This is a genomic window from Haliea sp. (genome assembly GCF_040221975.1).
GTDB lineage: Bacteria > Pseudomonadota > Gammaproteobacteria > Pseudomonadales > Halieaceae > Haliea.
The window spans coordinates 101397-114337 of record NZ_JAVJWR010000009.1 but is presented as its reverse complement, the minus strand read 5'-3'; the positions used below and the strand labels follow the sequence as shown (position 1 = coordinate 114337).

The following is a 12941-nucleotide window of genomic DNA, read 5'->3' as shown; positions in this document are numbered from 1 at the left end:
GACGCCAGCGCAAAGTGGTTTCAAGTGAAACCATATCAAAATTTTGCCCCGAGGCCCTGACTCTCAGGGAGCGCGGTACCTGTAGTAGCTGTCAATGTCCTCCTTCAGGACGATGCCCGTACTGCGCGCACTGCCGTAGATCGACCGCTGGCACACATACAGGGCCTCTGCCTGGCTGCTCTCGAACAGATTCAGCGCCTCCTCCAGCGTGGCCTGGAAAGACACCGGCGCGACGTCGCGGCGCTTGGCGGGAATGTCCAGCAAATCAATGGCCGGCGGCGGCACCTCAGCTTCGCCACCATCGCCCGGCGTCTCTGTCTCCTCCAGGTAGCGGACCAGGTCCGCGGTCAGCATCAGTGCCACCGGGGCCCCGCTGCTGCCCGTGATCAGCAGCCACTTGGGCTTGGCAGCCAACACCTGCTCGACGGCCTCCCTGTCCAGCTGGCGCGACACCGATTGCATGCTCAGCTCCATGATTGCCGGCACCGCCACCCGGCGCAGAGCCTGGGCAACCGGCGAGCTCTGGTAGCTGAAACCCTGGGTCTTGAGGACCGACAGGAACACCGACTTCTTGCCGAATACTTCACTGGTAACCAGGCTGGCGACGGTGATGGCGAGCATGCCGGGGAGAATGATATTGGGGTTATGGGTCAGTTCCAGCAACGCCATCAACGCGGCCAGTGGCGCCTGCAGGACCGCTCCCATCATCGCCCCCATGCCCAGCATGGCGTAGAAACCCACGGATGACGCCCCCTCCGGCGCGTACCAGGCACCCACCAGACCCATCGCCCCCCCCAGTGCCGCCCCGGACACCAGGGTAGGCCCAATAATGCTGCTCGGCATGCCCAGCCCCACGGTGACTCCGGTTACCAGCAGTTTCGCAACACCCACCACCAACAGTGCCGACAGTGCGATTTGGCCGTGGAATGTCCGGTTCACCGTGTCGTAGCCGATCCCCATCACCTCCGGCACCAGCAGCGCGAATGGCACCGCAAAGCAGCCGGCAAGCAGCAGGCGCAGGAATACCGGGCGACTTTCGTAACGGCTCAGGGTGTCAACCAGATGGATGAAGCCGGCCGCGGCCACCCCGATGACGGCAGCGATCACCAGAATCCAGGGCAGCTCCCAGAGAGAGTACATGGCAAGGAGCGGCACCTGGAACGCGGGATCTGCTCCGTACACAGCCTGGGTGAGCACCCCGGCGCTGACTGCGGCGAGGATGACCGGGGTAAACACCGCAATGGTGTACTCCATCATCACCACTTCCATGGCGAAGATGACCCCGGCGATAGGCGTATTGAAGGACGCGGAAATGGCACCGGCAACGCCGCAGGCCACCAGAGTGCGGATACTGTTATTGGGGAGGCGCATCCATTGCCCCATCAGGCTGGAAACCGCGGCACCCAGATGCACCGCCGGACCCTCGCGCCCCGCAGACTGCCCGGTCACCACCGTGCCGACCCCTACCGCGAACTGGATGAGCGCACTGCGCAGAGTGATGTAGCCCTGGTGATAATTGAGCCGGTGCATGACATGGGCCACACCGACCCGGCGGTCAGCGGCAGCCAGCCTGGACAGGAAAAGCCCCAGCATGACTGCCCCGACGAGCGGCAGCAGGACCCGTGCCCAGGCGCCCAGTTGCTCGAACGCCTCGCTGTCACCGCCGGGCAGGAAATAGCCCAGCGGCCACTCAATGGCGGCGCGAAAAACCAGAATGACACCACCGGTCAGCAAACCCGACAGCAAACCGAGAATAGCCAGCTGCAGCAGGGCATCACCGCGCGACAGTCGGCCGCTGAAGCGTGTGCTCCATTTCTCCTTGCGCAGACCGCTCACCGGCCTGCGCCCGCCACGGCACAAACAGCGCGGGGAACCAGAGCCGTCAAGGCTGCCACCACTGCAGAACAGGCCATCTGTTCGCACTCCGAGAACATCGACCCGTGAGCATACGATGCCGACATCGCCAAACCAAGGGGCCACCCTGCCTTGTTTGACACAACAGGGAGAATATCAGCCATAAATGCAGAGCCCTTCATTTCTGCCTCCCGGCAAGTTAGATTGTCGACCTTCAATGCCTAGCAACAGGAGCAAACGCGGTGGGCAACAAGATCGTGGTCAAGAAACCACTGGTAATTCTTCACGGCGACGAGATGGCGCAAATTGCCTTCGAGAAAATACTCGAGCAGTTCGTCACATCACGCCTGCAAATTGATCTGGTAGAGGTGGATCTCTCCGCAGAGAAGCGGCTGACCAGCAACGGCCAGGTGGTGCTTGATGCTATCCAGGCGCTCCGGGAGCATGGCATCGGCGTCAAGAATGCGGGCATGACGGTGAACCGCAGTCAGCTCAACGAGTTGCTCGGCAAACATCCCGATATCAAGGAGGTTTCGCTGCACAAGCTGGCCACGAAATCACCCAACGGAGCCATTCGCAAAGGCATTGGGGGCAATATCACGCGCGAGGATATCGAGTTCCGCAACCTCCGGAGCGTGCGGCCAGAGTGGAAAAACCGCGACATCGAAGTGGACACCATGCACAGCGGCGGCCTGGACTTCAGCTACAGCGAGCTGTCCAATGCCACGGGGGTTGCCAAGGTGGTCTTTGTGGGCAGCAGCGGTGATCCTGTGGAAATGCATCGCCGGACCCTGAAAAAAGGTGACCCGTGGATGCTGGCGACCAACTGCATAGACGAGGTGCGGGCCTGGGCACACCGCTTTTTCCAGCGAGCCCTGGATGAGCGGCGGGACATCTACCTCGGCCTGAAGGACACGGTGGTCCCCGGTTACGACGGCGTTATGCGTGCCGCCATAGAGCAGATCTACGAGCGCGACTACAAGGACAGGGTGACCGCCGCCGGACTTTCCTACCACTACGAACTCATCGACGCCCAGGCTGCGCGTATTGTTTCCAACCCTCCGCAACGGGCGCTGTGGGGTGTGCCGGACAACGTGGTGGGCATGAAGCTGTTCAAGCTGGTGCAGCAGCTCAAGCACTATGGCCTGCCCGAGCGCAAGGCCCACGTTTCCATCTCCAGAATGAGCGCCGGAGGAGGAGACCAGTATGGGAGCTACAACCTGCCAGCACCCGAAGACGGTATAGTCAAAGTCATCGTCGATGGTGAGGAAAAGCACGCTCGCACCGTAAAAGCCAGCGACCCCATTCTTTTCATGTCGAATGATCGCGAGGCCATCAAGGACTGGGTGAAACAGGTTTTCCGCGACGCAGTGGTCAACAAAAAGGAAATCTACTTCGGATTGAAGCGGGAATTCGTCAACTACGACGAGGTTTACAGCTCAATCATTCTGGAGATACGCAAGGAACTGGCTGACCTGGATACACCGCCACCCTCCTTCATGATCATGCGCCCGTCGCGGCAATTGAGCAAAATGATCTGCGACCCACCACGCTGGGGCCTGTATCCAGCCCAAAATCTTGACGGCGATATCTTTTCCGACATTTCTGCAGCGCTTGGTGGCAGCCTCGCCACCGCCAGTTCGGTGATCGAAAGCAAGGACGGCACGATGCTGTACGAGGCGCCACACGGCACGGCGCACGACCTGTACTTGCGCTACCTCGAGACCAACGGCAAGGAAGCCAACTTCAATTCCTCCGCCCTGATCTTCGCCGTGGCCAATGCACTGGAGGAAATGGCCCGCCGGGAAAGCAATCAGCCGCTCGCGGACTATGCGAACAAGCTCAAGGCCGCACTGATAGAAACCGTCGCGCAGGGAACCATCACTGGCGATCTCAAGGGCAAGACCACAAATCCGGAAGCTGAAACGGTGGTGGATATGTACGGCTTTCTCGATGCGGTGGACGCGAATCTGGCAGCGTGAGATGCGGGCAACGCATGAAAACCGGCGCTTTCACACGGTTTGCGGCGCGCCCTGCTGACCGCGGATCAGGTGGCCGGGGAGTGCCCCCGTCGCCTGGCCGTTGCGGTAGACCGGCACACCGTTGACCAGCGTCGCCACATAGCCCTCGGCGCGCTGCACCAGGCGCCGCCCACCACCGGGCAGGTCGTAGGTGATTTCCGGCACGTGCAGGGCCAGGCGCTCAAAATCAATGACATTGATATCGGCCTTGTAACCCGGCGCCAGCAGGCCGCGGTCCTCCAGACCCATGGTGAGTGCCGTGGCGCGGCTCAGCCTGTGCACCAGCTCCGGTACGGGAATACGCCCCGCGGGACGGTCCCGGCCCCAATGCGTGAGGGCAAAGGTGGAGTAACTGCCGTCGCAGATGGTGGAGGAATGCGCGCCGCCGTCGCCAAGCCCGGGCAATACATCGGGATGTCGCAGGATCTCGCCCGCCGCATCCAGGCTGCCATCGGCATAGTTGGCCATGGCCAGATACAGCACCGCTCCGCGCTCACCCTCCACCATCAGGTCGTAGGCGAGCTCGGCAGCACTGATGCCCTGGGCCTGCGCGCGACCGGCAATACTCTGCTCCCAGGGCTGCTCATAGTCAGGAGGGTCGCCGAGCAGGAACATGTAGTCGAAGTCACGCACCATGCGGCCCAGCACCAGCGCCGGGTCCGGGTCTGTGGGCTCGGCCAGAATACGCGCACGACGCGCGGGATCACGCAGCTCCGCGAGGCGCTCGGCCAGCGGTAAATCGGCAACCTCCCGGTAGCCCTCGGTGGTGTAAAACGGGTTCAGGGTCAGCTCGACGCCCAGCATCATGCCGATCGCCCGGGGCATCACCTGCCCCTTGATCGTAACTCCCGCCGCGTTGGCTTCCTCCAGCCCCCGCAGCAGTTGCGGCCAGATCTGCGGCCCGCTATTGCCGGTTCCCATGGAGAAGGTCAACGGCCGCCCGGAGGCCTCCGCGAGTTGCCGCAGCACGCTGACATCCTTGCCGGGCAAGTGCACGTCCTCGACGATCTGGAACACGCCCTTGCCCGCCTTGCGCAGGGTGCGGGCCAATGCCAGCAGCTCTTCATTGGTCGCGTCCAGGGTCGGGATCGGCGTACCATCGCTGGCACGGTGGAACAGCGTACGCGAGGTACCAATGCCCATGGCACCCGCCTCCAGCGCCTCCTCCAGCAATTCACACATGCGCTCAATGTCGCCTGCCGTGGCAGGTTCGCGACGGGCACCGCGCTCCCCCATGACATAGACACGCAGCGCGGCGTGCGGCAGATAGCCGCCCACATCCATGTCGTAGCAGCGGTTGGCCAATACCTCCAGGTACTCCGGAAAGCTCTCCCAGGTCCAGGGCAAGCCCTCCGCCAGCACCGGAAATGGAATATCTTCCACGCCATCCATCAGCCGGATCAGCGTATCGTGATCCTGCGGTCGGCATGGCGCAAATCCCACCCCGCAGTTGCCCATGATGGCGGTGGTCACCCCGTGGCTGGACGAGGGCTGCAGGCGGTTCTCCCAGGTCACGTGACCATCGTAGTGCGTGTGCACATCGACAAACCCCGGGGTTACCAGCAGGCCGCGGGCATCAATTTCTTCACGACCCGCAGCCAGATTGCGGCCCAGCGCGGCAATGACACCCTCTTTCACCGCCACATCCATCGCCCGGGGCTCACCACCGCTGCCGTCCACAACAGTGCCTCCGCGAATTACCAGATCGTAGTCACTCATGCGCTTTGTCCCTCTTCGTCATCCAGACTGCGCCCCATCTTTACGCTGCCGCGGATCGTGCTGCGCTGTACGATTCGCGTCTCATCCACCGGGTGCCCGAAGGCCATGTGCATGGTGCGCCGATTGTCCCAGGCGATCACGTCGTTGTTCTCCCAGGCGTGAATATAGCGAAAGCGCGGCTGCAGGGCGTGCTCAACCAGGCTTCGTATCAGCGCATCACTTTCCGCTTCCGGCATGCCTTCCACGCCCTGGATATTGAGTGTACTGATATTGAGAATGCGCCGGCCGGTTTCCGGGTGCCGCCAGACCAGTGGGTGAATAACGGGAGGAAAACTGGGAAGGTCCTTTATCGTACCCTGCAGCAGCGAACCGCCGGGTTTGTTGAACCGCATGCCCTCGAGGTCCGGAGAAAAAATGTAGCGAGCTTCCAGACCTTCGATGCGCTGGCGTGTGTCTGCATCCAACGCCTCATACGCCAGCGCGGTATCGATCCAGCCGGTTTGCCCACCGTGCTCACTGTTGCGCACCATGCGCAACACCGCGCCGGCAGATTCGAGCGGAATCTCCCTGCCGGCATCCAGGCCCACGACCTCGACACCAATAGTGCCGGGTAGTGGGGACAGGGAAAAAGCATCGTCTGACCGGATACCGGTCATGGTCAGAAGGTGTACTGCGCTTCAAGCCCGTAGGTACGGGGATTGCCAAAGAAGCTCACCGTGAACGGGCCGAAGGGGACCGTGTTGATGCGGTATTCCTCGTCCAGCAGGTTCTTGCCCCACAGCGCTACCTGCAGCTGGTTGTCACCCACCGGGATGTTCATCAGGGTCAGGCGCCCGTTGAGGGTACCGTAGCCATCAATATCCGATACCGCTTTCTGCTCCGGCTTCACGTAAGGCGTGTACTCGTCGTTGTAGCTGTAGTCCAGACGCCCCGTCAGTTCGCCATACTCACCGCGCAGCATGATGTACTCGACACTGAGGTTGACTGTGTTCTCCGGCGTATACTGAGTGAAGCGTTCATCGGACACATCCACGGTTTCGCCCAGAACCGGGTCGAACTCAAGGAACTCGGTAAATTCGGAATCGAGGTAGCCATAGTTCGCGCTCAGCATCAGATCGGCTGTGGGCATGTATACCACTTCCAGTTCGACACCCTGCTTCACCGACTCGCCCGCGTTCTCAATCACCGACGCAACACCGCCGTCGCGCGGTATGAATACTGACAACTGGATATCCGACTCGTCGTTATAGAAGGCGGCACCGTTCAACTGTAGTGTGTTGTCCAGCCAGCGGCTCTTGAAGCCGATTTCGTAGGAATCGATTTCTTCCGGATCGAAGCCGACGTTGAAGTCTTCAATGCTGCCCGCCTCGCCATTGAAACCACCGGCTTTCCAGCCCTTGGCGTACTTGGCGTAGGCATTGAACTCATCGGTGAATTCATAGCTGAAGATCAACGTGGGCGCCACATTACTGTAATCATCCGTGTTTTCGCCGGCGAAGGGCGGGTTGTCGTTTGGATGGTCGATGTAGACGGTTTTCTCTTCCTCCGTCCAGCGAATGCCCGCGGTTATGGTCAGGCGGTCATCCAGCACCGGTGGGCGCCAGTCGGCCTGGCCATAGATCGCGAACTGATCCGACTCCAGGCCATAGGCATTGCGTGAGAGCAGCGGGCCAAAGAACGAGTTCAGCGGCTGCAACGGGTTGTAAACATCCGCGTCTTCCTCGAAATAATACAGGCCCATGACATAGTTCAGCCGCTCATGTGAACCGGTGAGCTGCACTTCGTGTGATTGCTGGGTGTACTCTTCGTTGATCTTCGAGTGGAAGAGAGAGAATGGCGTGCCATCGTTGTCCAGGCTCTGGGCAAAGCTCAGGTCGCGGTGATTGTAGACATACTTGACCGAGGCATCACCCAGAATACCGGCACTGCCCAGGTCGTAGTCCACGGTCAGCGTATTGCTGGTGGAGTCGAACTCCTCATACACATTGGCGTCAATGCTGTTTGCATCCAGGTTATCCGTCTCGCTGGTAAGAAACTGGGCGAGATCTCCCGGAAGCGGGAACCCAAAGGTCAGGCTGGTGGGGTCGAAGCTGGTGAACTGGGGCTTGCCGGGGGTATTTTCGACATCGACCTCATCCAGCGAATACCTGACCGACAGGCTGTCACTCACGTCCCACAGCAAGTCCAGGCGGGCCACGGTGCTTGAGGCCGCGTTTTGCTCATCCTCGGCACCGGGCGGGTTGGCTGGTATCGGCTGGCCGGTAAAGGGGTGGGTAATGGTCGTACCGGGGGCAGCCGGAACATTGTCGTAGAAACCGTCGCGATCATCCCAGGAGAGGCTGACACGGCTCTTCAGGTTCCCGGCACCGCCGAGGTCCAGCTGGGGCAGGTCCAGGCTGCCATCCAGCTCGGTGTAGCCGAAATTACCCACGCTCGCGCGCAGGCGGCCGCCCAGCTCCCCCGTCGGCTTCTGCGTGACCACGTTGACCGCACCACCGGAGGTGTTGCGCCCGAACAGGGTACCCTGTGGGCCGCGCAGGATTTCAATGCGCTCCACTTCAGCCAGCTTGAACACGTTGCCGGAGAACTTGCCAACATAGGCGCCATCAAGGTAAATGCCAACTGTGGGCTCCCAATAGATACCCGGGTTGGAAGTCACCGAGCCGCGAATGGCCACGGTGGCCTTGGCCGTGTTCGACGGCAGCGGTGCCACCTTGACGTTGGGCGCGATGGTGCCGAGGTCGACCAGGTCGCGAATGCCACGCTGCTGCAGCTCATACTGGCCGAACGCGGTGATGGCAATCGGCGCATCCTGCAGCGACTGCTCGCGCTTCTGGGCGGTAACGACAACTTCTTCAAGCCCCTGAGCCTGCGTCTGGCTGGACGCCAGCACAGCGGCGGCAAGGAGCATTTTCGGGAACTGATGATGCATCGGTTTGGACGCAAAACTCTTCATAACAGACGACCCCTTATTATCGAAATGCTGACTACCAACACTCGTTGTGGGGGCACCCTATACCTTTACCACGGTAACGGCATACCTCAAATGCGGTACACGTGCGGCGAGTAGCCAGCCAGAGAAGGCGTGAACGCTCCGGGAAAGTGCAGGAGGGCTGGAGCCGCCAGCTGTAAAAGTGAGTCGCCGCGCGAGAGCCGGCTGCTGAAGCGGGCGGTCCATTTGTCTCTCGGGGTCTCGCTCACCGGTCCGTGCCTGCTGCCGTCAGCGCAACGCCGCAGCCACGGCATTGAAAAACAGATACTCGTCCACCGCGTCCTTGCCCACAGGCTTGGGCTGGGCACTCCACATGGCGATCACCAGGTTGTCCTCGGGATGCACATAGATGAACTGGCCGAAGATCCCGATGGCAGCGTAGGCGCCCTCATCCAGCAGCCACCACATGTAGCCGTAGTCGACCAGCTCACCGCCGATCGTGGGCCAGGCGGTCGCCTCCTGCACCCAGCCCGGCGGGAGGATGGACTCGCCGTCGATCTCGCCATTGTTGAGCATGAACAGGCCAAAGCGGGCATAGTCACGCAGGGTTGCCGACAGGCCGCTGCCGCCGATTTCCTGGCCCCCCGGCGCATCCAGCCACCAGTTGGCGTCGGTTTCCATCCCGAACGGCTGCCAGATCTTCCGCGACAGGTAGTCCGCTACATTCTCGCCAGTGGCCGCATTGACCAGTGCGCCCACCACCGAGGTCTCACCGGTACTGTAGTTCCAGCGTGTACCCGGGGCCGCGGCGCGATCCAGTCCCGCCATGAGTTCGAGAATCGCCCCGGGTTGCTGGGCAATCTGCGCTTCCAGCATCGCGCGGCGATCGGAAGCCGGATCGGTATAGGTTTCGTTCCAGGCGACACCCGAGGCCATTTGCAACAGCTGGCGAATGTTCACGCCGTCATAAGCTGAACCTGTAAACTGCGGCAGATAGCGCGTCAGCGGATCATCCAGGCTGTCGATGAAACCATCCTGGATGGCAACACCCACCAGGGTAGCGGCGATCGACTTCACCACGGACATCGACATCCAGCGAGTATGCTCGTCATTGCCCAGCGCATACTGCTCGAAGGCAACCCCGCCATCCTTCACCACCAGTAAACCGGCCACGCGGTTCAAGGCCATGAAGTCATAGAGGTCGTAGGTCTTGCCGCGGGATTCAAATTGGAAATTCTGCAACTGGCGCTCACCGGCGGGCAGCGGGAAGGGCGTGTTGCCCGCTTTTACGGTGCGGGTGGCAAACAGGCGATCGATGTTGCGAAAGGTGTTGACCTGCAGGTCCGGAAACAGCTGGCCGTCATACACCTGGCGAATGGTGCCAATCGGCTCCTCGCCGTGACGGTAAATATCTGAAGACTCTGCCATGGCAACTCCGGGGGCGACCAGCAGTGCGGACAACAACAGCGCACCGCAAGTGAATTCAACCTTCATGATGTGCTTCCTTTACGTGTCGGCAAGCAGGCAGCATACACCGCACCCGGCCATGAGTCAGGGCAACGCTGCTCGAGCCTGCGGTGGACTTGGGAAACGAGGACCGTTACCCTGCCCAAAAACATGCCCCCACAGTACCTATTACTGTGTGCTCTCGGGGCGTATTTGTGTCTGGCGAGGCCACAGCGGCCCGCCTCGCTGCTTTACCTCCAAGACCAGTCCCGGAGGTCCGCTTGTTGCCGACGACGGCCCCCCCGGCCTGGAGGGCCGGCGGAATCCGCGCGGCCTGCTACTATTCCTGCAGGACAGCGAGGAGCAAGCAAATGATCGTCGAACAGATCTGGACCGGTAACGCATTCCGCAATTTCAATTATCTCATCGCCTGCCCGGAAACCGGTGAGGCCATGGCGGTGGATCCGCTGGACCACAAGAAGTGCCTCGCGCGGGCCCGCGACCGGGGCTGGGACATCACCCAGGTGCTCAATACCCATGAACACCTGGACCACACCGGCGGCAACGACGCCATGATTGCCGCTACCGGCGCACGACTGCTGGCCCATGCCAACGCCGGCAGCAGCATCGCCGGGGTGGACCGCGGCCTGCAGGCAGGCGACACCGTGAAGATTGGCCGCACCGTCGAACTGGAGGCGCTGGACACGCCGGGCCACACCATGAGCCATATCTGCCTGCTGTCGCATACCGACACGCCGGCGCTGTTCTGCGGTGACACGCTGTTCAATGCCGGCGCGGGCAATTGTCACAACGGTGGCCACCCGGAGGAACTGTATGAAACCTTTGCCGGGCAACTCGCACGACTGCCCGACAACACCCTGATCTACCCCGGCCACGACTACATCGCTACCAACCTCAAATTCACCCTGGACCGGGAAAAGGACAACCATCAGGCGCAACAGTTGCTGGCGGATGTCGGCGACCAGGACCCGGCGACGGCGCTGGTCACCGACATCGCGCTGGAGAAAGAGATCAACACATTTTTCCGGCTGTACAGCCCCAGCGTCATTGCCGGGCTGCGGGAGGTGTTTCCAGACCTGCCGCCGGACCCGGATCCGCGCACGGTGTTTCTGAAACTGAGGGAACTGCGCAACAGTTGGTAGGCAGTAACGACGGGCGTGGAGGTAAACGATGATAATTGAGGCGTTGGCCAGGAACTGGGAATCAGACGCGACCGGCGACGAGGCCCTGTTTGACTACAGGGTACCGTTGCCGCTGGAAGATACAGCAAAGCTGGAAGCACTGACGGAGCTGTTTCCACGCCGCAGCCGCGAGCAACTGATTGCCGAATTGCTGTCGGCAGCAATGGACAACCTGGTGTCCTGCCTGCCCTCTTCACAGTGCACGGATTGCTACGTTGGGAATAGACTCCGGGAGCGGGCATAGTCGCTGATGACCCGGGCCACGGCTTCGCCTTCGGCGGAAACCAGTTCCTGACTGGCAAGGGTGCGGCTCAAGAGGTCCAGGGCCTGCTCGCACTCGACACCCCGCTCCGCAAGGCGCCTCTGGTTGAGAGTGTAACCCTGGACCAGGTGGTCCTTGAGCACCCGCGTGGCCCACTGTCGAAACTGCACACGGCGCTGAGACTTGACTCGGTAACCGAGGTAAATGATGACGTCGAGGTTGTAGTCGTCGTTCTGGTAGGCCTTGCCGTCTGCAGCAGTTGTTGCAATTTTTGCAACAACCGCCTTCCACTGGAGTTCGCCCTCGTGAACACGAGGCGGCGGCCACCTCCCTTCTGCTCTTTCTGGCAAGCTCGCTCGGTCCCGGGTATCAAACCGGATGGAATTGGGTGGACAAATGGAGGCTACCGTGCCAGCCTAAATGGATGGAAACGGATGGATAAATGGATGGCGGCGTACACACCGACACCCTGATCATTACACCAGAAGTGCTGAACCTCATCGCCGCGATCGATGAGTTCAAAGGCGCGTGGACCGCGATGGGACGTATTGCACCTGAACAACTGACCTCCCTGCGCAGGGTAGCCACCATTGAAAGTATCGGCTCCTCAACCCGCATCGAAGGTGCCAGGCTGACGGACGCGGAAGTTGGGCGTTTGCTGGCTAATCTGAACGTCAAGGATTTTGCGTCTCGTGACGAGGAGGAAGTTGCTGGTTATGCCCAAGTGATGGAATTGGTCTTCGCCAGTTGGCCCGAAATCACGCTGACCGAAAACCACATCAAGCACCTCCACCGCGACCTGCTGCAGTATTCATCGAAAGACCGACGCCATCGTGGCGAGTACAAGAGGCTGGATCACCACGTCGAGGCCTTTGGTACAGAGGGCGAGAGCCTGGGCGTAGTGTTCATGACAGCCACACCTTTCGACACGCCGCGGCTGATGGCGGAGTTGGTCGACTGGGCGCGGTCACGCCTGGAGAACGGGGATCTTCACCCGCTCGTGGTAATCGCCATTTTTGTGGTGGTGTTTCTGGAGATTCATCCCTTCCAGGACGGGAACGGCCGTCTGTCCCGAGTCCTGACCACGTTACTGCTGCTCCGGGCCGGTTATGCGTATGTGCCCTACAGTTCCCTGGAAAGCGTCATTGAGCAGAGCAAGGAGCAGTACTACCTCGCGTTGCGACAGACCCAGGTGACCATCCGGAGTGACAGCCCCGACTGGCAACCGTGGCTGGCGTACTTCCTCCGCTCGCTGCTGTCACAAAAGGATAGCCTGGAACGGAAGATTAGACGGGAGCACATAATTCTGGGGAGCTTGCCCGAGTTGTCACAGCAGTTGCTGGAAATCTGTCGAGAGCGGGGGCGGTTGACGGTAGCTCAGGCATCAGCCGCGACTGGCAGGAATCGAAATACCATCAAGGATCACATAAAGGCGCTCACTGAAGCCGGACACCTGACACGGCATGGCGCTGGGCGGGGCAGCTGGTATTCCGTGGGCTAGCAAG

General features: G+C 61.0%; 10 protein-coding genes. 4 read left to right on the top strand and 6 right to left on the bottom strand.

Annotated elements, in window-relative coordinates:
* Window positions 1-63 precede the first annotated feature (63 nt).
* The gene (locus RLO07_RS02845; protein ID WP_462290626.1) at window positions 64-1836 is read right to left on the bottom strand and encodes a chloride channel protein; all 1773 of its coding nucleotides are present in this window, start codon (window positions 1834-1836) and stop codon (window positions 64-66) included.
* Between the two features lie 260 nt (window positions 1837-2096).
* Between RLO07_RS02845 and RLO07_RS02840 the strand changes: the two genes are divergently transcribed.
* Window positions 2097-3836, top strand: a complete 1740-nt coding sequence (locus RLO07_RS02840) for an isocitrate/isopropylmalate family dehydrogenase (protein WP_462290625.1) — start codon at window positions 2097-2099, stop codon at window positions 3834-3836.
* A gap of 30 nt (window positions 3837-3866) precedes the next feature.
* Here the strand turns inward: RLO07_RS02840 and RLO07_RS02835 are convergent, their stop codons facing one another.
* From RLO07_RS02835 to RLO07_RS02820, 4 genes are all read right to left on the bottom strand, one after another.
* On the bottom strand, window positions 3867-5594 hold the full coding sequence (locus RLO07_RS02835; protein WP_462290624.1) for an N-acyl-D-amino-acid deacylase family protein: 1728 nt from the start codon (window positions 5592-5594) through the stop codon (window positions 3867-3869).
* Entirely contained in the window at window positions 5591-6250 is a 660-nt protein-coding gene (locus RLO07_RS02830; RefSeq protein ID WP_462290623.1) for a TauD/TfdA dioxygenase family protein, read from the bottom strand. Before RLO07_RS02830 ends, RLO07_RS02835 begins: the two co-directional genes overlap by 4 nt.
* A gap of 2 nt (window positions 6251-6252) precedes the next feature.
* Window positions 6253-8550, bottom strand: coding sequence for a TonB-dependent receptor (locus tag RLO07_RS02825; RefSeq protein ID WP_462290622.1), 2298 nt, complete (start codon window positions 8548-8550; stop codon window positions 6253-6255).
* A gap of 264 nt (window positions 8551-8814) precedes the next feature.
* Entirely contained in the window at window positions 8815-10020 is a 1206-nt protein-coding gene (locus tag RLO07_RS02820) for a serine hydrolase domain-containing protein (protein ID WP_462290621.1), read from the bottom strand.
* A gap of 323 nt (window positions 10021-10343) precedes the next feature.
* Between RLO07_RS02820 and RLO07_RS02815 the strand changes: the two genes are divergently transcribed.
* Entirely contained in the window at window positions 10344-11135 is a 792-nt protein-coding gene (locus RLO07_RS02815) for a hydroxyacylglutathione hydrolase (protein ID WP_462290620.1), read from the top strand.
* Window positions 11136-11163: 28 nt separating this feature from the next.
* Window positions 11164-11418: a hypothetical protein gene (locus RLO07_RS02810; RefSeq protein ID WP_462290619.1), complete on the top strand. Its 255-nt coding sequence runs from the start codon at window positions 11164-11166 to the stop codon at window positions 11416-11418.
* Here the strand turns inward: RLO07_RS02810 and rhuM are convergent.
* Complete coding sequence (rhuM, locus tag RLO07_RS02805; RefSeq protein ID WP_462290618.1) at window positions 11385-11786, bottom strand: RhuM family protein; 402 nt, start codon at window positions 11784-11786, stop codon at window positions 11385-11387. The two genes, RLO07_RS02810 and rhuM, sit on opposite strands and share 34 nt — an antisense overlap.
* 92 nt (window positions 11787-11878) lie before the next feature.
* On the opposite strand from rhuM, the gene RLO07_RS02800 reads away from it, so the two are divergent.
* Entirely contained in the window at window positions 11879-12937 is a 1059-nt protein-coding gene (locus RLO07_RS02800; RefSeq protein ID WP_462290617.1) for a Fic family protein, read from the top strand.
* The last annotated feature ends 4 nt before the right edge of the window (window positions 12938-12941 follow it).